Origin of the sequence: Rhizobium sp. SG570, from assembly GCF_012275345.1 — a bacterium.
Classification (GTDB): Bacteria; Pseudomonadota; Alphaproteobacteria; order Rhizobiales; family Rhizobiaceae; genus Rhizobium; species Rhizobium lusitanum.
In genome coordinates, this window is the sequence record NZ_JAAZQI010000023.1 from 1 (window position 1) to 19,476 (window position 19,476).

Annotated in this window: 20 protein-coding genes; 14 read left to right on the forward strand and 6 right to left on the reverse strand. The window is 60.0% G+C overall.

The annotated features are described in order from the left end of the window. Nucleotides 1-424 precede the first annotated feature (424 nt). Together FHT28_RS30770 and FHT28_RS30775 are read left to right on the forward strand one after the other, a co-directional pair. Nucleotides 425-1,057: a DUF433 domain-containing protein gene (locus FHT28_RS30770; RefSeq protein ID WP_168598338.1), complete on the forward strand. Its 633-nt coding sequence runs from the start codon at nt 425-427 to the stop codon at nt 1,055-1,057. After that, complete coding sequence (locus tag FHT28_RS30775; RefSeq protein ID WP_168598287.1) at nt 1,054-1,434, forward strand: DUF5615 family PIN-like protein; 381 nt, start codon at nt 1,054-1,056, stop codon at nt 1,432-1,434. Before FHT28_RS30770 ends, FHT28_RS30775 begins: the two co-directional genes overlap by 4 nt. A 238-nt stretch (nt 1,435-1,672) precedes the next feature. Here the strand turns inward: FHT28_RS30775 and FHT28_RS30780 are convergent, their stop codons facing one another. The 3 genes from FHT28_RS30780 to FHT28_RS30790 all read right to left on the reverse strand — a co-directional run bounded on the left by FHT28_RS30780 (nt 1,673) and on the right by FHT28_RS30790 (nt 3,375). Next, complete coding sequence (locus FHT28_RS30780; protein WP_168598288.1) at nt 1,673-1,963, reverse strand: antibiotic biosynthesis monooxygenase family protein; 291 nt, start codon at nt 1,961-1,963, stop codon at nt 1,673-1,675. Between the two features lie 182 nt (nt 1,964-2,145). After that, nucleotides 2,146-2,676: a TetR/AcrR family transcriptional regulator gene (locus tag FHT28_RS30785; protein WP_246704998.1), complete on the reverse strand. Its 531-nt coding sequence runs from the start codon at nt 2,674-2,676 to the stop codon at nt 2,146-2,148. Nucleotides 2,677-2,823: 147 nt separating this feature from the next. Then, nucleotides 2,824-3,375: a TetR/AcrR family transcriptional regulator gene (locus FHT28_RS30790; RefSeq protein WP_246704999.1), complete on the reverse strand. Its 552-nt coding sequence runs from the start codon at nt 3,373-3,375 to the stop codon at nt 2,824-2,826. A gap of 215 nt (nt 3,376-3,590) precedes the next feature. On the opposite strand from FHT28_RS30790, the gene FHT28_RS30795 reads away from it, so the two are divergent. Further along, complete coding sequence (locus FHT28_RS30795) at nt 3,591-4,253, forward strand: antibiotic biosynthesis monooxygenase (RefSeq protein WP_168598289.1); 663 nt, start codon at nt 3,591-3,593, stop codon at nt 4,251-4,253. Nucleotides 4,254-4,313: 60 nt separating this feature from the next. Here FHT28_RS30795 and FHT28_RS30800 read toward each other — a convergent pair whose 3' ends face one another. Continuing rightward, a complete protein-coding gene (locus FHT28_RS30800; protein ID WP_168598290.1) occupies nt 4,314-4,907 on the reverse strand; it encodes a hypothetical protein in 594 nt (197 codons plus the stop codon). 443 nt (nt 4,908-5,350) lie between these two features. Between FHT28_RS30800 and FHT28_RS30805 the strand changes: the two genes are divergently transcribed. The 5 genes from FHT28_RS30805 to FHT28_RS30825 all read left to right on the forward strand — a co-directional run bounded on the left by FHT28_RS30805 (nt 5,351) and on the right by FHT28_RS30825 (nt 9,485). Further along, nucleotides 5,351-6,040, forward strand: a complete 690-nt coding sequence (locus tag FHT28_RS30805; protein ID WP_092720060.1) for an isochorismatase family cysteine hydrolase — start codon at nt 5,351-5,353, stop codon at nt 6,038-6,040. Between the two features lie 136 nt (nt 6,041-6,176). After that, complete coding sequence (locus tag FHT28_RS30810; RefSeq protein ID WP_092720058.1) at nt 6,177-6,965, forward strand: type 1 glutamine amidotransferase domain-containing protein; 789 nt, start codon at nt 6,177-6,179, stop codon at nt 6,963-6,965. 43 nt (nt 6,966-7,008) lie between these two features. Continuing rightward, nucleotides 7,009-7,482 (forward strand): cupin domain-containing protein, encoded by a 474-nt coding sequence (locus FHT28_RS30815; protein ID WP_168598291.1) that lies wholly within the window; start codon nt 7,009-7,011, stop codon nt 7,480-7,482. A gap of 224 nt (nt 7,483-7,706) precedes the next feature. Next, a complete protein-coding gene (locus FHT28_RS30820; RefSeq protein ID WP_168598292.1) occupies nt 7,707-8,099 on the forward strand; it encodes an ester cyclase in 393 nt (130 codons plus the stop codon). A gap of 66 nt (nt 8,100-8,165) precedes the next feature. Further along, nucleotides 8,166-9,485, forward strand: coding sequence for an MFS transporter (locus FHT28_RS30825; RefSeq protein WP_348645044.1), 1,320 nt, complete (start codon nt 8,166-8,168; stop codon nt 9,483-9,485). A gap of 226 nt (nt 9,486-9,711) precedes the next feature. Here FHT28_RS30825 and FHT28_RS30830 read toward each other — a convergent pair whose 3' ends face one another. Beyond that, nucleotides 9,712-10,392 (reverse strand): TetR/AcrR family transcriptional regulator, encoded by a 681-nt coding sequence (locus tag FHT28_RS30830; protein WP_210255926.1) that lies wholly within the window; start codon nt 10,390-10,392, stop codon nt 9,712-9,714. 78 nt (nt 10,393-10,470) lie between these two features. On the opposite strand from FHT28_RS30830, the gene FHT28_RS30835 reads away from it, so the two are divergent. The 5 genes from FHT28_RS30835 to FHT28_RS30855 all read left to right on the forward strand — a co-directional run bounded on the left by FHT28_RS30835 (nt 10,471) and on the right by FHT28_RS30855 (nt 17,587). After that, nucleotides 10,471-11,715 carry an efflux RND transporter periplasmic adaptor subunit gene (locus FHT28_RS30835; RefSeq protein WP_168598293.1) on the forward strand — a complete coding sequence of 415 codons (1,245 nt, stop codon included), beginning with the start codon at nt 10,471-10,473 and terminating at the stop codon, nt 11,713-11,715. A gap of 295 nt (nt 11,716-12,010) precedes the next feature. After that, nucleotides 12,011-15,184, forward strand: a complete 3,174-nt coding sequence (locus FHT28_RS30840) for a multidrug efflux RND transporter permease subunit (RefSeq protein ID WP_168598294.1) — start codon at nt 12,011-12,013, stop codon at nt 15,182-15,184. Nucleotides 15,185-15,268: 84 nt separating this feature from the next. Beyond that, nucleotides 15,269-16,174, forward strand: a complete 906-nt coding sequence (locus FHT28_RS30845) for an alpha/beta hydrolase (RefSeq protein WP_168598295.1) — start codon at nt 15,269-15,271, stop codon at nt 16,172-16,174. Next, nucleotides 16,174-16,431, forward strand: coding sequence for a hypothetical protein (locus tag FHT28_RS30850; protein ID WP_168598296.1), 258 nt, complete (start codon nt 16,174-16,176; stop codon nt 16,429-16,431). Before FHT28_RS30845 ends, FHT28_RS30850 begins: the two co-directional genes overlap by 1 nt. 184 nt (nt 16,432-16,615) lie before the next feature. Then, the gene (locus tag FHT28_RS30855; protein ID WP_168598297.1) at nt 16,616-17,587 is read left to right on the forward strand and encodes an oxidoreductase; all 972 of its coding nucleotides are present in this window, start codon (nt 16,616-16,618) and stop codon (nt 17,585-17,587) included. 141 nt (nt 17,588-17,728) lie between these two features. On the opposite strand, the gene FHT28_RS30860 is transcribed toward FHT28_RS30855, so the two are convergent. Beyond that, nucleotides 17,729-17,974: a DUF1272 domain-containing protein gene (locus FHT28_RS30860; protein ID WP_168598298.1), complete on the reverse strand. Its 246-nt coding sequence runs from the start codon at nt 17,972-17,974 to the stop codon at nt 17,729-17,731. Nucleotides 17,975-18,146: 172 nt separating this feature from the next. Here FHT28_RS30860 and FHT28_RS30865 point away from each other — a divergent pair, with 172 nt between their 5' ends. Beyond that, a complete protein-coding gene (locus FHT28_RS30865) occupies nt 18,147-19,475 on the forward strand; it encodes an LLM class flavin-dependent oxidoreductase (RefSeq protein ID WP_168598299.1) in 1,329 nt (442 codons plus the stop codon). Nucleotide 19,476: the final 1 nt, after the last annotated feature.

Consider the following 19,476-nt stretch of genomic DNA (forward strand, 5'->3'; position numbering starts at 1 on the left):
TCTCCATAGGCTGTGCCGTCCTCAATCGAATGCTGGCATGCGCACGCCCGAAATCCGTCCGCTGCAAAACCGTCACCGCGTAGCCAGAGCATCAACGACAGAAATCCGTTCTTTCAGCGACCGATGCACCAACGCTGTTGACCGGTCATTCGTGCGCCGAGGTCGCCTCCATTTCCGAAAACATCCGTCAAATTCAAAACCCGCAGGAGGAAATTTCTACGTTATGGGGCCATCAAAAAAGTTTGCGAAAAGCCCGTGTAGAGGATCATCCACAGAAGGAGAATATCATGAAACTTATCCAAAAGTCCGACCGGGTGCCTCGCCTCTCTGCGTGCCCTAGGTGAGGACGGCGAGGCAGAGGGATCACTATAATCTTTACAATCATGCCTAAGCACATTATATGTTCTCCACAAGGAGAATGATTATGAGTGCCACCCTTCGAGAATATACGCCTGCCGAGGCGGCTGCGGTGAGTCAGGTCGGGCTCAAATCGGTGCATAACGCTATCGATAAGCGGATTATAGATAGCAAGCTTGCGAGCCATCGTGGGCGTGCGTTGACCGATGATGATCTTCTTCGTCTGAAGCTGTGGTATGGAGTTGGCTCAATCCTTAGCGCCGAACGCCGCAAACGACTGTTCCAAGCCATCAAGGACAATCCGATGGCGCCGACCGTGAGAGCGGACGATTATCTGATCGTCGACGTCGCAAGGGCGAGGGAGCAGCTTTCCGCTCGCGCGGACGCCCTTAGGGAAGCCGAAACCATCATACAGAGCGTCAAAGGTATAGTCGGCGGTGATCCCGTATTCATAGGAACGCGCGTACCGGTCCGCATGATTGCCTCGATGAAAGAGCAAGGGGCTACGACCGAGGAGATCCTTGAGGGCTATCCTTCCATTACCTCACATATGGTGGAACTCGCCGAGATTTGGACCGCCGCCCATCCTTCACGTGGGCGGCCCAAGAAACTTTCGGACCAGGGATTGACAGTAAAATCGACGAAGCGCCTTTCGCTCAAAGGGGATCCGAAGCCAAAATCGTCGGGCGTCTCTTCTTGAAATTCTTGATTGATGAATGCCTTCACACGTCACTCGTGGCCCTCGCGCAAGATCTTGGCCACGAGTGTTCCCATGTGAACTGGCTGGGACTGAGCGGCGAAACTGACTGGGATCTTATGCCTCGCATCGTTGAGGGCGATTTCACGTTTGTGACCAATAACGCACGGGATTTTCGGAAGCTCTACGCGAAGGAAGAATTGCACGCCGGCCTTATCATAATCGTGCCGCAGGTCCTTCCTGCAAGGCAGCGCGAGCTGTTCAGCGCTATAGTCGATGAACTGGCGGCCACGGACAATCTGGTCAATGAGGTCATTGAAATATCTCTTGAGGATGGTGCGGCTGTGGTGACCAGATACGTGCTTCCGCTCGCTGGGTAAGGTTTTTGGAGAACCTAATCCAAGTGCACCAAGTTTTGCCGAGATGTGGGTAGCAAACAGCACCAGCAGTACGGATAAATGTCTTACATTTTAATGACTTAGTGAATCGCACGTAATAGTAATTATGGAACTGTGCGATTAGATGTAGCTACGAAAATTCGCTTAATCCCAGATCCAAACGGTGGCCAATCCAGCGCCGCCTCTCAACAGCGATACGCGCGAGCTCTCTCAGCATCCGTCAAGCTAAGATCTCGTATGGCACACGTTCTCTGCTCTCGAGCAGCGGTACCGCGCGTTGAAGGACCAGTTCTTTGAAATGCGACGTTGCCTGGTGATCGACAAAATCCTTCTCCTCGCTATAGTGCTCATACAATAAAAACTCGTTGGGCTTTTCGACAGATTGGTGCGCTAAAAAGCTTCGGCAGCCAGGCTCAGCCAGGCAGCGCGGCACAAACTCCCGCAGAATGCGCTCGATTTCGCCCTGATGCTCTTTTCTTGCGACCCAGCGCGCCACAACAATGTAACTCATTGACCCGACCTTTCTCACTTTGACATCGTGACTGCTGTACACGCCACCCAGCTTATCGCGCGCTGATTGAAGGTGTTTCGAGACCGCCGTGCGCGTGATGCCGATTATCGTGAGGAGATCTCATCCAGCGCCGCGTGACACACAGCTAAGCGTTGCTCGGGGAAGTATGAAGGCTTGCGGGTTCATGAGGTCTGCTGCGTTGTCGACGGGGTCAACGCGGACGTCGCCTGGTCGAAGGCTCCAATATCGCCATAGGCGCGGGCGAGAATCATCGCGCCTTCGAGCGCGGCAATAATGTGGTGAGCCCGCGCTATCGCGTCGGCACCTCCGACGCGGGCCGCCAGATCTTCGATGCAGCGATGGAAGAATGACTGCACTTCAGCCTTCACTTCGGGAGCCAGAGCACCGGCCTCTGCGCCGAGAATGCCGCAAAGGCACATGCGCCCGTCGTGCTCGATCGTCTTTCTGACTGCCGCACGATATGTGCTGATCGCATCCTCAGGGCTCTCGCCAGGCTTTGCTTCAACAGCCGCGAGGAATCGCTTCGCGTAGCGGTGAGCCACAGCCGAAGCTAATTTCGCCTTCGTAGGAAAGTGGTGATGGACGCTTGCGCTCTTGATACCGGCTTCGCCTGCAAGATCGCGGAAACTAAATCCTGCATAGCCCTTATCGCGAATACGCGCTTCTGCCAAATCCATCAGACGTTCAGCCATTCCAATCACAATATTTTCCTCTCTATCGATAGATAGATCAGTTTGATGCGATTGGCCAGCGAAAAAATGTATTCCGGCGCGCTGATGCAGCGCAAAACATTCGGGTTACGGTTCCGCAAGGTTCCGCGTCTGAATAGATCGACAAGCTTACTTGGCGCGCCCCGCTGCCGCCTTCACTGGGGCAGGTTTCCTGTTCCTGGAGAATTCGCGCGTTGCGTTGTCGTAGACGCTGAAGTCGTTAACCGCGTTAGCAACCACCAGCGCGCCCGTGATTGTTGAAAGCAATTGCGTTGCCTCATCCGGCGATAGCCCGTGCTCAACAATCTTTTCCTGACACATTTTGAAGAAGCGCTTTACCTCTGCCGCTACCTCCGGAGGCAAGTCTTCCGACGACGCACCAAGGACGGCGCACGGGCACATCCGGTCCGGGGAGTGCAGCGTCCCGCGAAACGCCCTCACCCATACTTTGACTGGATTGTCTTCTTTGGCGAGTTCGCGCTCGAACATCTCCGCGCTCTCGGTAGTGTAGCGTTTGATTACCGCTGCAGCGAGGCCTGCCTTGGTTGGGAAGTGGTAATGCACACTCGAGCTCTTCACGCCAACGTCGGCGGCGATCTCGCGAAAACTGAAACCGTTGAAGCCGCCTCTCCGCATCCGCCGCTCCGCGGCGTCCATGATGGCGGCAGCGAGATCACTCATAAGGTCTGCTCCCTTGACTATCTCTCGATAGGTAGGGGTTTGCGATTAAAAAAACAACAACTTTAATCTATCTATCGATAGGACACTGTGCTAAGATTCTCGATCGGCATTCGAATAGCCAGCGCTTCTGTCCGATCACCGAATGGCCGAGCGCGATCCGTCGGCACAGCGATGTCTGTTCCCAACTGAAGCTCAGCGCAAATGGGTCGAGAGAAATGTTCTCTGTCATCTTCGAGGTCAATCCTAAACCGAGTGAATTCGAGCTCTATCTTGCGCTTGCCAAAGATCTGAAGCCGATCCTCGAAGGCATAGAAGGTTTCATCGACAACGAACGGTTTGAGAGCAAGTCCAGGCCGGGCTGGATCCTCTCGCATTCGACGTGGCGCGACGAGAAGTCCGTCGTGCGATGGCGGACGGTCGCAAAGCATCATGAAACGCAGCAGCGCGGCCGCGACGAGGTTTTCAATGACTATCATCTTCGGGTGGGCGAGATCGTGTCCGACTCAACGCCTCCAGAAGGATTGAAGCTCGTCGAGCAGCGATTGGATGAGACGGAGATTGGCGACGCCAAGTTCGCCGCACTCACCGAAATCTCGCCCGGCGGCGACCCTGTCCCCGAAGACCTAGCGGACATTTTGACGCTCGATCGATACCGCCCCGGATTGCTCGATCATGATATCTTCGCCAGCATCTACAACGTGGGTAAATTGGCGCTCCTCACTTCTTGGCGTGACCGAGGGTCTGCAGAGGCGTTCAACATCAGCTCTCTCGCGAGCATTGGCTCAGTCAGGCATCGCATCGTGCGCGTCGTGCGCGACTACGGCATGTTCGACCGACGCGAGAGCCCGCAATATTATGCCGATGTCACACGCGCCTGACCACGCACAGAGATGCGCAGCAATCGGTGATGCTGCGCCGACGCAAGCATCTACTCAAGCCTACAAGCAGCGCATTTCCACGAGGTAAGGTGCTTGGACTGGAATCGTGCTTCGGAACAGGAGCTCGGCCGGCGGGCGATGTCGCGTTCCGGACGGCCATCCGTTCGCGAGCCACGTGCCGTATGGCATCAACGTATTCAGTCCACGTCGAGCCGGTTTCCGACGGGCATTGCCGCTGTTTATGGGGGACACAAAAGCGTCAGGGCCAAACTTTTCGAGCAGCGTAGATGCGTCGAACGTCAGCAGAACCTGCGGGCGGTCACCACATGCGTGGCGCTGCCGCTCCATCCGGCTTTCATCGAACCAGAAGAAAACGAAATCGTTTAGAAGCGCATACCAGTCGCCTGGTGTCAGACCATCTTCGAGTGCCTTCTCGAGAGCGGACGGAGGCATCGGCTTCTGATCCCTGATCAGGATCGATTGCGATAGCTGCTCATTTTCTTTTCGATGGCTCCGAAGCCGCTCGGGTCGCTCCTTTTCTGAAATGCGGGCCAGGTCGAATAGGCGCCTGGTACTTAACAAGCCGTGCTCAAGTATGGACGGAAGATTGGACGCCTCCGCCAGATGATAGACTTTCATGACGGTCGTGCTCATCGAGTTTGAATTCCCTCTACGCGGGGTCGCGCACCGAAATTTCCGCCGTCGCGCCCGATCGACAACAGTCTCAACTCATTCGACTATCGATCGGTAGATAGAAAATCCCTTGCACGTTGTGAAGGAGCGGGGCGCTCTTTCTGCACAAGGAAGCTCCTGGGGCTCGCGTCGCATCCCTTGGGCCTCGAGATGAGTTTCTCCAAATGTCCCTCACCGCGTGCCGATAACTATTTGGTTGTCCATCGATATTTGAACTGCGCCCCTGCGACTCAATGTCCTCAAACATCCATCGCGTTTCACCAGCGTTTACCTGGAACGGGTCTATCGATAGATAGAGCTTGACTCAGCAATGCGCCTCCACTAGCTATCTATCGATAGGTAGCGAAACCTATCCAGAGGACCGACACCGCGCAGACGCGCCCGAAATTTCAAGGAGCTTTCAAATGCTGTTCGAACACAAGGTCAACATGGAGATCAGCGGTGACCGGACCGCGCTCGTGCTCGTCGATATCCAGAACGACTTCCTCACGGACGGCGGCAAATACTTCGTCATGATCGAGGAGTTGATGAAGAAGAACAACGTGAATGCCAACCTTGAGACCTTGTTGAAGGCCGCCAAGGAACACGGCTATCCGGTATTCATGTCGCCGCATTACTTCTTCCCGCACGATCACAAGGGCAAGACGCAGCTCAGCCCCATGGAAGATCTCGCACTTCATGGCGGCGTGGTCGCTCGCGAGAGCCCGCTTCATACCCACGACGTACCCGGCGGCGGCGCCGACGTCCCCGACCGCTTCCGTGCCTATATGGAAGACGAGAACACCACCATCGTCTCGCGCCACGTCACCTATGCGCCGACCAACGACCTCGCCTACCTGCTGCGCCGCCGAAAGATCGAGACGGTCATCATGGCGGGACCGGTCGCCAATCTCTGCCTCGAAGACCACATGCGCAACCTCATCCGTGACGGCTTCGAAACCGTGATGGTGCGCGATGCCGTCGCCGCCGCTGCGAACGAGGAAGGCTCGGGCCTCGACGCCGCCATGATCAATTGGCGGTTCATGGCCGGCGCGGTGTGGACCACCGAAGAGACCGTCCGCCGCATGGCCGAAGCCGCCAAGGCGAAAGCCTGAAATCTGGCACGGCGCCCGCAGGCCTCAGCAGAACACACAAGATCTGATTTGGCGCGCTCCTGAGACCTGAGTTGCGCGCCCATTCAGCACCACCCGCAAACAAGCACCACCAACTTTTCGACCACTGGAGATTCAAATGAGCAAGGGTACCATCCTCGTCATCGGTTCGAACGCAACCGAGCTTGAAGCAAAAGGCGGCGGCACGATCACGATCGGCCAATTCCTCAACGAAACCGCCGTTCCGCTGATGGCGCTCGTCGCCGCCGGCTACGATTTCGTCCTCGCCACCCCGACTGGCGAGAAGCCGCATATGGACAAAGATTCCGATGCACTGATCTACTTCGCCCAGGACGACGCCGCCCGGACAAAGGCTCGCGACTTCTTCAACAATAATCCGTCGATGAACGACGTCCGCACGATCCGCTCTGTGATCGATGCTGGGCTCGAACGGTTCGCCGGTGTGTTCTTCCCTGGCGGTCACGCACCCATCGTCGATGTCATGCAAGATCCTGACGCCGGTGAAGTGCTGCGCTACTTCCACGGCGCCAAAAAGCCGACCGCCGCGATCTGCCACGGCCCGATCAGCGTCCTGGCGGCGCTCGACAAGGCGCGCGAATTCCGCGCGGCTTTGATCGAGGGCAACGAGGTGAAGGCGCGTGAACTGGGCAAGGGCTGGCAGTATGCCGGCTATCGGATGACCGTCTTCTCGCGCAGCGAAGAGGAATATGCCGAAGATAACGTCTTCCACAAGAAGCTGATCTTCAACATGCCCGACGCCCTCGAGGCGGCCGGCGCCGAGGTCGTCAACGCCGACAACTTCACCTCGTTCGTCGTTGTCGATCGCGAGCTGATCACCGCCCAGAACCCGATGTCGGACCACGAACTTGCCGCGAAGTTCATCGACGCCCTCGCGAAGGCGGCCTGACACCGGACTGTCATTGCCAGCACAAACCCCCAGGAGAAATACCATGAAAAAGTTCGTCACGGTCGCCGCTTTGGCAGCGCTCGCATTCGCGACCGCCGCACAGGCGCAGGACTCATCGTATCCTCCGGCCTACGGCGGCGAATCCGTCACCAAGCCGGCCAGCGAGTTCTCGTTTAATGACACAGGTGCGAGGGGTGTTAATCCCAAGACCGGCATCAAGTTCTCCAACGTCTGGGGAGATGCGACCAAGGGTGCTCACGGCGCCTTCTTCCGGTTCGATCCGGGTTTTGTAAGCAAGCTTCACAGCCACACCTACGACTATTATGCAGTCGTCATTAAAGGGCAGCTGGAAAACTATCAGCCGGGGCAGAAGCCGCAGAAGCTTGGACCGGGGTCGTACTGGTATCAGCGTGGCAAGCAGGCTCATACGACGTCGTGCGTCTCCAAGCAGGCGTGCGAAATCTACATCGTCCAGCAGAACAAGTTCGACGCGCAGATCCCGCCCGTCACCGAATAGCGGCCGCGGACTGCGCCAAACGTCTCCCGTCGCAACACCGGGGGGCGTTCTTCACGCGGCGCATTGCAATTCCCCCTCGCACTGCGCCGCGTGCTGAATAGAACGCAACGTCAGCCACGAGCCGAGCCCTTGTGCCGGTAGTCGGGTGCTGCCTTCGCCTCTCTCCACCAAGAATTCATCCGCAACGGCCAGCGCCGGCGGCAACGCACGATTGGAATAACACCATGACAACTGAGAGCCTTACCGAGCAAAACAAGAAGACGGTCCTGGCCTTCTACAAGGAAGCGCATTTCGACGGTGACGTCGACGGTGCGATCGCCCGCTATGTCGGCGATACCTACATTCAGCACACCGCCGCCGCCGACGACGGCGTCGAGGGGTTGCGGGCCTTCATCAACGGCTTCCTGACCGCCTTCCCCAACGCCAAAGGCGATATCCGGCACGTTCTGGCCGACGGAGACCTGGTCGCGGTCCACGCATACTGGACCGGCCTGGTCAGCGAGAACGGCGATGTCGGCATCGACATGTTCCGCGTCGAGAACGGCAAGCTCGTCGAACATTGGGACGTCTTCGCTCCCGTCCCTGCCACCTCCAAGAACGGCAACACCGTCTACTGACGCGCTGGTCTGGGGCCGCTCGGGCGGCCCCAGACGCGTGGCTAAACGCGCGTAGGAGATATCGTCGTGGCCAATCACAACCCCAACGTGACCAACGCACCGGTGGAGGACGTGATCGACACGACCAGCGCCGAACCCCGCTTCTTCGGCTGGAAGGTTGTCGTCGCAGCTTTTACTGTTGCGGTATTCGGCTGGGGCACCGGCTTTTACGGCCCACCAGTCTATCTTGAGGTCGTGCACCAGTCGCGCGGCTGGCCGATCGCGGTCATTTCAGGCGCCGTCACTCTGCATTTCCTTGTCGGCCTCGCGCTCATCCCGAACATGCCGCGGCTCTATCGGCGCTTCGGGCTGCCGATCGTCACCTTCACCAGCGGCGTGGTCATGGCGGCGGGAGTCCTCGGCTGGGCCGTCGCCAACACGCCATGGCAGCTCTACGCAGCCGCGTTCCTATCGGGCATCGGATGGTCCGCTCTCGGCGCAGTTGCCGTTAATGCCATCGTCTCACCGTGGTTTGCCGCCAAACGCCCCCTGGCGCTGGGTGTCGCGTTCAATGGCGGCAGCGTCGGAGGCGTGATCTTCTCACCGTTCTGGGTCGCCCTGATCGATACGATCGGCTTCCCGGCCGCCGCACTCGTGGTCTGCGTGGTAATGCTCGTCACGCTTGGCATGCTGGCAATCTTCGTGCTGACGCGAACACCGGAAAGCCTCCACCAGGAGCCTGACGGCGCTCCGCCGATCGCTTCTGTTTCTACCGTCGGCGCGTCTGGGGAGCAGGTCACTGCGTCGGTACCCCGTCCCCGTCGCCTCTTCTACGATCGCGCTTTTCTCACACTTTGCATCGGAATGACCTTGGCCCTGTTCGCGCAAACCGGGCTCGTCGCACACCTCGTCTCGGTGCTGGCGCCGGCGCTCGGAAGGCAAGGCGCAGGGCTCGCAGCCGGCGCGTCCGGTGTTGCTGCAGTCGCTGGCCGTCTTGCCGTCGGCTGGCGTGCATCGGGCACCTCGAACTGGCGCGCCATCGCTTCGTACAGCCTAATCGCACAGGCGCTCGGATGCGGCGTGCTGCTCCTCGCAGATGGAAGCAGCCCTGCCCTTCTCGTCCTCGGCGTCGTACTCTTCGGCCTCGGTGTCGGCAACGCCATCTCCGTTCCGCCGGTCATCGCCAATCTCGAATTTTCAAAGGAAGATGCTGCGCGGGCCGTGGCCTTGATCGTCGCCATTTCCCAAGGCGCTTACGCGATTGCGCCGGCCGTGTTCGGTCTCTTCCGCGAGCTTTGGTCGGACGAGGTCATTTTCGTCGCGTCGGTTGTTATTCAGCTCGCTGCGATCGGCGCCTACCTGTTTGGCTCAGGACGCACCGCACCGCCGTGTGTGCCAAACGCCTAGCGGCAGCACCAGTCGGGCTGGGTATCAGGGCTGCCAGCGCCGATCCCGGCTTGGAAAGGACGGCCCTCGCCATGTCGCACGGCCGCTCCCGTCCCTCTTGATAGGCAGGACCGTCATTCTTCGTCTCTCGGACGATCAATCCTGAAACGCCTTCGATTCTCGGCGCACAGGCTGGGCGAACGCCGCACGCGACGTCCGCCGCGCGCGATCCAACTCGGAGATCATGTCAGGCCGCCAACTTGCTTGTTTCAGGCCAGGACTCCATCGCGATCCGGGCGATGGTCTCAAGTTTTTCGCGGCTTGCGCCATCGCGGGCCTGAACGGCCATTCCGCGAATGATGGCGTGAATCAACGCGGCAAGTCCGTCGGCGTCGACGGTGTCGGGCATATCGCCCTCCTTGATCCCCTTTCGGATTCGATCGGCGAGGTAGACCTCAGAAGCCGCGCGATACCCGACCATCATGTCACGGATTGGCGTGAGATCGGGCGCCTGGTGCGTGCCCGACAGCGAAACCATACAGCCGCGTGGCAAGTCCTCGCGCGTGAACTGTTCGGCGGCCGCTTCCAGGAGGTGGGTAAAGGCTTGCCGCGTCGTCGCTCCGTCTTCCGACAACGCGCCCTGGATCCACGTCTGGGCGGAATCCATGAAGTTCTCGGTCGCCTCGCGGTAAAGGCGCTCCTTGCTGCCGAACGAGTTATAAAACGTCGACGGGCTGATGCTCATCTTGGAGATGAGCTCCTCGAAGGTCGTACCCTCGTAGCCATTCTCCCAAAACAGCTTCATTGCCTCGCGCAACACCGATGAACGGTCGAATGTGGACGGCCGACCGCGGCCGCGTTTTTGTGTCTCTAACATTTTTGGTACTTTCACTCCAAAATTCGCTTGACGTGTTTTGGCTTTCGCCATATTGGTGATTATAGGAGCAGTTACTCCAAAAATAAAGACCCTTTCGAAATATCTCTCAAACCAGAAGGAAGACCCGTCATGAGCGACTTTGTTATGAGATCCCCGGTCGATACCACCGTTTCCAATAAAGCACGTAGCCACAAGGGCTTGCGCTGGCAGCTCCCCCTCTTCACCGCGATCGTCGCTGGCGGCGTGGGCGGCTTTGCCTACTTCAGCCAGGAGTCCTCGCAGGCTTCGGTTGCGCCTGCCGCGCCGCTTCCGGCGGTCACCATCAGCAACCCGGTGCAGCGCGATGTCGATACGCGCCTTGGAGCGATTGGCCAGTTCTCGGCCGTCAACAAGGTTGAGCTGCGCGCCCAGGTTGGCGGTACGCTCTCCGAAATCCATTTCGAGGACGGTCAGATCGTCCATAAGGGCGATCTTCTCTTCGTCATCGATCCCCGCCCGTACGAGATCAAGCTCGCCCAGGCCAATGCGGCGCTCGAAACCGCCAAAGCGCGGTATAACCTCGCAACGAACCAGCTGGATCGGGTGCAGGCGCTCCTCAAGACGGGCAATTCGACCAGGGAAATCCTCGATCAGCGCGTTTCCGAGCAGCAGGCCGCGCAGGCCGCGATCGACGACGCACAGTCACAGATCCGCAACGCTCAGCTTGATCTTGAATATACGAAGGTGACGGCGCCCTTCACCGGCCGCATCGGTGCTCGGCAGGTCTCAAATGGTGGCCTGATAGCCGGCAGTCGCGCTGCGGCCAGCCCGACGACCTTGCTTGCAACGCTCGTCTCGCTCGACCCGATCTATCTCGACTTCGATATGAGCGAGCAGGATTACCTGACGTTCCAGCGGCAGCGCCAGAAGCAGAGCGGCTCGCTCGACAACAAGGTCGAAGCATCGCTGAGCGATGAAACCGAATATGGCCTTCAGGGCTCACTGAATTTCCTCGACAACGCGGTCAACCGCTCGAGCGGTACGATCCACGCCCGCGCGACGTTCAAGAATCCCGATCTCTTCCTGGCACCCGGACAGTTTGCTCGCGTTCGCCTTGGCCTGACCGCTCCGGCTCCGGCGCTCCTCGTGCCTGATGCCTCCGTCCTAGCCGATCAGTCGTCGCATATCGTCCTGACGGTCGGCGACAAGAACGTGGTCGTTCCGAAGCCGGTCGAGCTCGGTGACCTGCGCAACGGCCTGCGTGTTGTCCGCTCTGGCCTGACGGCCACCGACAAGGTCATCGTAGGTGGCATTCCGATGGCGCGTCCGGGCTCGGTCGTCGACCCTCAGGTCGAATCTGCCAAAGTCGCCATGAACAAGACTGCCACCGAATGAGGCCGCTGTGCAGCCGATATAGGGCTGCATCGGCAAAGACAGTCTCGGTCTCGTTCCGAGCCCCTCCAAGACGGATGAACGTTGGTGCGCTCCTCCGTCTCGAAGGTTGAATGAGAGGAAAAGCACGAGGAAGCACGGCTCTATCGGTAGATAGAGGATTGACACGCCTCCGCCCGTCCCTCTAATTGTCCAGCAATCTATCGATAGATAGTTACGGTTTGAAATTCACGCGGTGTCGCCCGTGGTTGAACCCGCTCAAGCCGCGTCTATTCAAAAACTAGGCTGAGTCGAAACCATGAAGCTCGCGCATTTCTTCATCGATCATCCCCGCTTCGCAACGGTGATCAACATTTTCTTCGTGCTGATCGGTCTGGCGATGCTGACATCGCTCCCGGTCGCGCAATATCCCAACATCGTTCCGCCGACGGTCCAGATCACGACGGCATATCCCGGCGCCTCCGGGGAAACCGTTGCACGCACCGTTGCCACGCCGCTTGAGCAGGCGGTCAACGGCGTCGAGAGCATGGACTACATCACCAGCCAATCGACAGGGAATGGTCTCTTGACCATTACCGTAATCTTCAAGGTCGGCACCGATCCGAACACCGCCTTGATGCTGACCCGAAACCGGGTCCAGGACACGCTGTCGCGCCTTCCCCAGGAAGTGCAGTTGCAGGGTGTTCAGGTCAAGAAGACCATCCCGGCGCTTCTGCTCGGCGTGCATCCCTATTCGCCCGACGGCTCGCGCAGCGCCGAATACATCTCGAACTACTTCATCCTTCACGTCAAAGACGAAATTTCCCGCCTGCCGGGCGTCGCCGACCTCTGGAACCTGGGAGAGCGCCAGTACGCCATGCGGATCTGGGTCGATCCGGACAAGGCCGCTGCGTCGAACATCACCGCCAATGAGATCTTGAGCGCGCTTCGTGCCCAGAACGCCCAGGTTTCGGCCGGAACCCTGAACGCGCCGCCTGTGCCGAACCCGGGAGCCTATCAGATCAGCGTCGAGGCGCTCGGCCGTCTGACGACGCCCGAACAGTTCGGCGACGTCATCGTCAAGTCCGACTCGCAGGGACGCGTGACACGGATCCGCGACATCGCACGCGTCGAGCTCGGCGCCGCCGATTACGGCTCGAAAGCCTATGCCGACCGCTATGACTCGTCGCCGTTCTGGGTGATCGCGCAGCCTGGCGCTAACGTCGTCCAGGTCGAGAAAGCCGTCTGGGACAAGATGGAAGAACTGAAGAAAAGCTTCCCGCCCGGCCTCGACTATATCAACATTTATGACCCGACGACGTTCGTCAGCCAGTCGATCGATGAAGTCGTGCACACGATCTTCGAAGCAATCGTCCTCGTCGTAATCGTGGTGTTTGTCTTCCTTCAAAACTGGCGGGCGACGATCATCCCCGTCCTGGCGATCCCGATTTCGCTCGTCGGCACCTTCACGATCCTCGCGATGTTCGGAGTTTCGATCAACAACCTGTCGCTGTTCGGCCTCGTCCTTGCGGTCGGCATCGTGGTCGACGATGCGATCGTGGTGGTCGAGAATGTCGAGCGCAACATGCAGGCGGGCATGTCGCCGCGCGAAGCCGCGCACCAGACCATGACCGACGTTTCCACAGCGCTGATCGCGATCGCCCTGACACTCTGCGCGGTCTTCGTTCCGGCAGCCTTCATTTCGGGGATCGGCGGTCTGTTCTTCAAGCAGTTCGCAATTACGATCTCGGCCTCGACCGTGATCTCGTGCTTTGTCTCGCTGACCCTGAGCCCCGCTTTGTGCGCCGTCTTGCTCAAGCCGCATCCGACCGGCGAACACGCCAAGCCGCGTGGTCTCGGACGAATCCTGCATGCCGTTTTCGGACGCTTCAACCATGGTTTTGAGTGGCTGTCGTCCTCTTACGGCAAGATGACGGCGCGGTTTGTCCGCGTCACCGCGATCATCGGCATCGTCTATGTCGCCCTGATCGGTGTCACCGGCTTCCAGATGTCGCGCATGCCAACGGGCTTCATCCCCGAGCAGGACATCGGATACCTGGTCGTGGTCATCCAGCTTCCGCCTGGCTCAAGCCTTGCCCGCACTGATGAAGTGGTTCGTCAGGTGAACGACATTGCCCTCAATATCAAGGGCATGGAGCACACGTCGCCGGTAACCGGTTTCGACGTCACCACCAACACCGTCGCGCCCAATGCCGGCACCATCTTCGTCGCGCTGCCTTCGCTCTACGGAAAGAACATTCCGGGCGTGAATGCTGCAGCGATGCTCAAGATCCTTCGCGAGAAGGTCTCCGTCGTGAAGGATGCCTACGTCATCGCGGTCATGCCGCCGCCCGTTCAGGGCCTCGGCTCGGCTGGTGGCTTCAAGCTGATGCTTGAAGATCGCGGCGGACTGGGACCCCAGGCGCTTGCCAAAGCCGCGAACGATCTCGTCGCCGCGGCCAACAAGGACCCGGCCTTCGCGGGCGTCTTTACCCTCTACAACGCGGGCTCGCCGTCCCTGTTTGCCGACATCGACCGGTTGAAGGCCGAGAAAGTCGGTCTGACGCCGACCGACGTGTTCTCGACGCTGCAGCTCTATATCGGTTCGCAGTATGTCAACGACTTCAACTACCTCGGCCGCACCTTCCAGGTGATCGCGCAGGCCGATGGACAATTCCGCGGGGCGCCGGACGACGTTGCGCGTCTGAAGGCCCGCAATGCCGCCGGTGAAATGGTGCCGATCGGTTCGGTCGCGACCTTCCGCAACGAGACCTCACCTTACCGCGTCCCCCGCCACAACCTCTATCCCGCGGCCGAGATCATGGGCGCGGCTGGAGCGGGCATCTCCTCCGGCACGGCAATGACACGAATGGAAGAACTGGCAAAGCAAGTGCTTCCGGAGGGGGTCGGGTTCGAATGGACCGAGCTCTCCCATCAGGAGAAGCAGCAGGGCACGCCGACGATCCTCGTCTTCGCAGCCGCCGCCTTGTTCGTCTTCCTCGTGCTGGCCGCACAGTACGAAAGCTGGAAAACGCCGCTGTCGATCGTGCTCATCCTGCCGATGTGCCTTCTCACGGCAGCCGCCGGCCTGCAGCTGCGTGGCATGCCGATCGACATCCTCGCGCAAATCGGGTTTGTCGTGCTGGTCGGTCTCGCAGCAAAGAACGCAATCCTGATCGTCGAGTTTGCTCGGCAGGAAGAGCACAGGGGCGAGACGCCCGAACAGGCAGCGGTCGGCGCAGCAAAAACGCGCCTCCGGCCGATCCTGATGACATCCTTCGCCTTCATTCTGGGTGTCCTGCCGCTCGCGACCGCGACCGGCGCCGGTGCCGAGATGCGCCAATCGCTCGGAACCGCGGTCTTCTTCGGAATGCTCGGGGTGACGATCTTCGGCCTTCTCTTCACGCCGGCCTTTTACGTCATGATCCAGCGCTTTGGCTCAAGGAAGGCGGCTGTCGCGATAGAGGAGGCCCCGGTCTCGCGCACCGCATAACGTCGGCCGGAGTGGAGATTGGCGTCGTGCCGGTCTCTGTTCCGGCTCTCTTTTTTTTTCTGAGCCGGATGAAGGGGCGAGGCCATGGGTGCCGAGCTGGAAGTCACCAATTCCTTACAGATCGAGGGAAAGCGGATCGCCTTCTCGCAGGTGGGCAAGGGTTATCCTGTCGTGCTTCTCCACGGGATCCCGACCTCGCGGCTCCTCTGGCGCCACGTCGTCCCCTTCCTTGCGGCGCGTGGATGTGAAGTCATCACAATCGACCTCCTTGGTTATGGGCAATCGGATCAGCCTGACGAGACCGATCTCGGCATCGCTGCGCAGGCAAGGCTGATCGGAGCGCTGCTCGAGGCAATCGGCTGGCACGATGGCGCACTCGTCGGCCACGATATCGGCGGCGGGATCGCGCAGCTCATCGCCGTCGACCGCCCGTCTCTGCTGGATCGCCTGGTGCTCGTTGACACGATCGCCTACGATTCTTTTCCCGTCGGGCCACTCGCGCGGCTCAAAGACCCCGTCTGGGATACCATTCTCGCAGCGCCAGATTTCGATCTGAAAAAGGGCCTTCGGAAAAGCTTCGAAGCCGGAATGGCTCATGCCGATCGCATCACGCCGGAATTGATCGCGATGTACGAGACGCCGTTCGCCGGCGTCGAGGGGCGGCGCGCCTACCTGAGGGCGGCGCGCGCCTTGCGCACCGACGAGCTCGCCGCCCGGATGGCGGAAGTTGAAGCACTGAAGCTTCCAACGCTTGTCCTCTGGGGCGATCAGGACGTCTTTCAGCCGGTCTTGTACGGGGAAAGGCTGGCTGCCGCGCTCGAAAAAGGGCGGCTCTTGCGGATCATGCACGCAGGACACTTCTCGCCTGAAGACGAGCCGGAGAGGCTCGCAGAGCTCATTTTGGAATTCTCCGCGGAGGCGGAGGCCAGGACCGGCGGTGATGTCCGGTGTGAGAAGCCGGCAGCTGCAAGGCCGATTCAGGAGGGATGATGCAGAACGCTTCGACTGAAGCAGAACCGACGACACCGCAGAGCGAGATCCGGCCGCGACCGAATTACGACACGTTGCGCGCAGACGTCGAGGCCTGGAGGGCCGATTGGATAGAATACGTCCGGAGCGAATACGGCGATGAGGCAGCGAGGGAGGCGGCGCAATACCTCGATGAAAGGCCGTGGCTCTGCCTGAAATGGTTTGTCGACGATCGCACGCCGAAGGAACAGCGGGAATCTCCCATCCCGTTTCTCTGATCAGACGCCGTCCCCCTTCCTTCGCCGAGACGGGCCGGAACAGCCCGCAGAGCTCATCCGAGTTCTCGGCAGCATAGCCAAGGCGGCGCAAGCACCGACGACAGCTCGGCCCGCCAAATTCCGACGTCCCGCCAAGCAGCGGCTTGCGGGGGACACAGCGAAACATTGCAAGTGGAGACCCCGCATGAGCACCCCTCAAGCACGCATCACATCTGGCTTTAGCGCATCGACGACAGCCGACGGCGTTATTGAAAACGTTGACCTGACCGGAAAGGTCGCGATCGTGACCGGTGGCTACTCCGGCATCGGACTTGTTACGGCCCGCGCGCTCGCGCTCGCCGGGGCCAGGGTCATTGTGCCTGCACGCGATCAGGCGAAGGCTCGTGAGGCGCTACGGCCATTCCCAAGCCTCATACAAGATATGCTCGACTTGGCAGATCCCGCGTCGGTCGACGCCTTCGCCGATCGCTTTCTGCAAACCGGCCAGCCCGTCCATATTCTCATCAACAACGCGGGCGTCATGGCGCCACCGCTCGTTCGGAACGCGCGTGGCTACGAGTCCCAGTTCGCCACCAATCATCTCGGTCACTTCCAGCTGGCTGCACGGTTGTGGCCGGCCCTGCGCAATGCGAGCGGGGCTCGCGTCGTAGCGCTTTCCTCGCGGGGGCATATGCGCGGCGGCGTCGATTTCGATGACTGGAACTTCGAGCGCCGCGAGTACGACCGCTGGCTCGCCTATGGCCAATCGAAGACCGCCAATGCGCTCTTCGCCCTCAAGCTGGACGAGATTGGCAAGCCGCATGGTGTCCGCGCGTTTTCCGTTCATCCGGGTGCAATTCTGACCGATCTTCTGCGGCATATGTCTGTCGCAGAGCTCCGCGCCGCCGGCGCCATTGACGACGATGGTGAGCCGATCCTCCCCCCGGCAAACAATCTGAAAACGCCAGAGCAGGGTGCTGCAACAAGCATCTGGTGCGCCACGAGCGAGCAACTCGATGGAATGGGTGGCGTCTACTGTGAGGATTGCAATATCGCCGAACCGTTGCCAGCAGACTCCAGAGAGCCACGTGGAGTCAGACCTTGGGCGATGGATCCTGCCCTCGCAACACGCTTGTGGCGCCTCAGCGAAGACCTAACCGGGCACACGTTTCGATAAAAATCCGCTGAATGCCGCACGGGATCGGCGATCATCGCGTCCTCGCCGTCCGCGTGACTTCGTCAACCGGTCGCCAAGTGAATACGCCGCTTTGCGCGGCCGTCGTGCCGAGCGGGACGCCGTCGCCTCTCGGCGACGATGTCAGACCGCCGCGCAACCAGCGGGTTTGAAGGTCCGCTCCGTCGCCGCCGGATATTTTTCCAGCATCTTCGCCGGGCGCACCGGGCGTTCGACGAGATTCCCGCCGCAATTCGGGCAGATACCGTTCAGCTTGTTGTCCGCGCAATCGCGGCAGAACGTGCATTCGAACGTGCAAATCAATGCCTCGCCGTTTTCCAGCGAGAGGTCACGATCGCAACATTCGCATCCAGGCTTCATCACTAGCATCGTCTATCCTTCCTTATGGTCGGGCAGCCTCATCAATCGCGCCTACCTTCCGATAGATATTGACAGACGATACCGCCGAGCTTTAACAAAATGCAAGGACTATCTATCGAGAGGTAGAGAAAGAGCGCAAAGAAAGCGGCCGGCCGGCCGCTTGGAAAGGATTGGCGGCCGCATGAAACGCATGATCTTGAGTGCCTTCTTTTTCAATCCTCAAGGAGATCACCGAATTTCCTGGCGGCACCCCCGCGCCCCCTCGCGCGAGGTCTACGATCTTCCCTATTTTCAATCCCTGGCAGCGGCCAGCGAGGCAGCGAAGCTCGACGCGATCTTCGTCGCCGATCACGTCGGCATGTGGGACACCTTCGAAAGCAACATCGCGCACTACGCCAATCCGCGCCTCGAACCGATCACGCTGCTCTCGGCGCTTGCGGCGGTGACGTCGCAGGTCGGGCTTCTCGCGACGGCATCGGCTTCCTATACCGAGCCGTACAATCTTGCCCGCATGTTCGCGTCGCTCGACCACCTCAGTCATGGGCGCGCCGGCTGGAACGTCGTCACGTCGTCGATGCCCGAAGAGGCGATGAATTTCGGTCATGACGGCAACATCGACCATGCCAACCGCTACGAGCGCGCCGGCGAATACCTCGATGTCGTCAAGGCCCTGTGGGACAGCATCGACGACGACGCGATCCTCCTCGATCGCGACTCGGGCCTGTTCGCCGACGTGACGCGAATCCGCCGCATCAATCACGCGGGTAAATATCTGAAGGTTCGCGGTCCGCTGAACGTTCCGCGCCCGCCGCAGGGCCACCCCGTCATCGTCCAGGCCGGATCGTCGGACGACGGCAAGACCTTGGCCGCACGCCACGCCGATGTGCATTTCGCCGTCATACGGTCTATCGAGGAGGGCCTGAAATACCGCGCAGACTTCGACGTCCGGCTGGCGGCAGCAGGTCGCGCGCCCGCAGATCTGAAGATCCTGCCGGGAATCCATCCGGTCGTCGCCGCATCGCGCAGCGAAGCCCGCGAGAAGGAGGAATTCCTTCAGACGCTCGTTCCCGAGCGGATCGGGGTCGATCTCGTCTCGAGCTGGTGCGGGGTCGACGTGTCGGCGTTTCCGATCGACGGCCCCCTGCCCCCACTGCCCGATCTTGAGAGCTATGACGGCCAACGCTCCAATCTCGAAAGGATGAAGGCCTTCGCCGAGCAAGGCTTGAGCATCCGCGAGGTCGCCCATCGCCTCATCAATGCTGGAGCGGTTCCATCGGTGATCGGCACCCCGGCCGATGTCGCAGACCAGCTCGAGGAATGGTTCACCGCGGGTGCGGCCGACGGTTTCAATCTGATGTTCCCGCTGCTTCCCGAAGATCTCACGCAATTCTGTACCGAGGTGGTTCCTGAGCTGCAACGGCGCGGTCTCGCGCAGACCGATTACAACGGAGCGACGTTGCGGGACCGCCTCGGGCTGAAAAGGCCGGCAAATCGTTTCGGCCGCACGTGAC

What these genes read in the sequence shown, in the direction of transcription:
- FHT28_RS30770 (WP_168598338.1), top strand. Translation starts at nt 425, where the DNA reads ATGAGTGCCACCCTTCGAGAATATACGCCTGCCGAGGCGGCTGCGGTG.
- FHT28_RS30780 (WP_168598288.1), bottom strand. Translation starts at nt 1,963, where the DNA reads ATGAGTTACATTGTTGTGGCGCGCTGGGTCGCAAGAAAAGAGCATCAG.
- FHT28_RS30785 (WP_246704998.1), bottom strand. Translation starts at nt 2,676, where the DNA reads ATGGCTGAACGTCTGATGGATTTGGCAGAAGCGCGTATTCGCGATAAG.
- FHT28_RS30790 (WP_246704999.1), bottom strand. Translation starts at nt 3,375, where the DNA reads ATGAGTGATCTCGCTGCCGCCATCATGGACGCCGCGGAGCGGCGGATG.
- FHT28_RS30795 (WP_168598289.1), top strand. Translation starts at nt 3,591, where the DNA reads ATGTTCTCTGTCATCTTCGAGGTCAATCCTAAACCGAGTGAATTCGAG.
- FHT28_RS30800 (WP_168598290.1), bottom strand. Translation starts at nt 4,907, where the DNA reads ATGAGCACGACCGTCATGAAAGTCTATCATCTGGCGGAGGCGTCCAAT.
- FHT28_RS30805 (WP_092720060.1), top strand. Translation starts at nt 5,351, where the DNA reads ATGCTGTTCGAACACAAGGTCAACATGGAGATCAGCGGTGACCGGACC.
- FHT28_RS30810 (WP_092720058.1), top strand. Translation starts at nt 6,177, where the DNA reads ATGAGCAAGGGTACCATCCTCGTCATCGGTTCGAACGCAACCGAGCTT.
- FHT28_RS30815 (WP_168598291.1), top strand. Translation starts at nt 7,009, where the DNA reads ATGAAAAAGTTCGTCACGGTCGCCGCTTTGGCAGCGCTCGCATTCGCG.
- FHT28_RS30820 (WP_168598292.1), top strand. Translation starts at nt 7,707, where the DNA reads ATGACAACTGAGAGCCTTACCGAGCAAAACAAGAAGACGGTCCTGGCC.
- FHT28_RS30830 (WP_210255926.1), bottom strand. Translation starts at nt 10,392, where the DNA reads ATGGCGAAAGCCAAAACACGTCAAGCGAATTTTGGAGTGAAAGTACCA.
- FHT28_RS30835 (WP_168598293.1), top strand. Translation starts at nt 10,471, where the DNA reads ATGAGCGACTTTGTTATGAGATCCCCGGTCGATACCACCGTTTCCAAT.
- FHT28_RS30840 (WP_168598294.1), top strand. Translation starts at nt 12,011, where the DNA reads ATGAAGCTCGCGCATTTCTTCATCGATCATCCCCGCTTCGCAACGGTG.
- FHT28_RS30845 (WP_168598295.1), top strand. Translation starts at nt 15,269, where the DNA reads ATGGGTGCCGAGCTGGAAGTCACCAATTCCTTACAGATCGAGGGAAAG.
- FHT28_RS30850 (WP_168598296.1), top strand. Translation starts at nt 16,174, where the DNA reads ATGCAGAACGCTTCGACTGAAGCAGAACCGACGACACCGCAGAGCGAG.
- FHT28_RS30855 (WP_168598297.1), top strand. Translation starts at nt 16,616, where the DNA reads ATGAGCACCCCTCAAGCACGCATCACATCTGGCTTTAGCGCATCGACG.
- FHT28_RS30860 (WP_168598298.1), bottom strand. Translation starts at nt 17,974, where the DNA reads ATGCTAGTGATGAAGCCTGGATGCGAATGTTGCGATCGTGACCTCTCG.
- FHT28_RS30865 (WP_168598299.1), top strand. Translation starts at nt 18,147, where the DNA reads ATGAAACGCATGATCTTGAGTGCCTTCTTTTTCAATCCTCAAGGAGAT.